Consider the following 530-nt stretch of genomic DNA (forward strand, 5'->3'; position numbering starts at 1 on the left):
TACCTGGCCCTGCGGGATTACCTGCGAAAAGCCGAAAAGTTTTACATCAAACCGCTCCTAGGCGATGCGCTGTATACCTCCTGGAAAAACCGATTGGTAGCCGACAATCCCGGATGGACATCTGCGGAGAACGAAGCGCTTGAACTGCTTCGGTTTGCGCTGGTACACCATGCCTTTGCCCAAAGCATCACGTTCCTGAACGTGAGTGAGGATTGGCGACTGCTGTCAGAAACGGACGGCATCAGCAATGAAGACATCCTGCCCATTGAAAGGCGGTCTGAAATGCGGATGGAATGCCAGAGTCAGGAACAGGAATTTCAAAGCCGGTTGGTCAATTTCCTCACCGATCATGCCAGCGAGCAGGTTTTTGCCGAATACTACGGATCCACTCTCTACCAGCCAAACCGGAAACGAAACGGCAGTAGAATCAACAATAGCCCCGAAAAAAAGTACTACGGATTTTAATTTTTAACTACTAGCTATGAAAAAAATGTTGTGGGGGCTACTGCTCCTGTTGGGCCCTGTGGCCG

Annotated in this window: 1 protein-coding gene; it reads left to right on the forward strand. The window is 50.4% G+C overall.

Annotated features, from left to right (window positions below; translation table 11 throughout):
• A partial coding sequence (locus EZE20_RS24250; RefSeq protein ID WP_165933576.1) for a DUF6712 family protein occupies positions 1-465 on the forward strand: 465 nt, incomplete at its 5' end.
• Positions 466-530: the final 65 nt, after the last annotated feature.

Source organism: Arundinibacter roseus, from assembly GCF_004348825.1.
In the GTDB taxonomy this organism is placed as follows: Bacteria; Bacteroidota; Bacteroidia; order Cytophagales; family Spirosomataceae; genus Arundinibacter; species Arundinibacter roseus.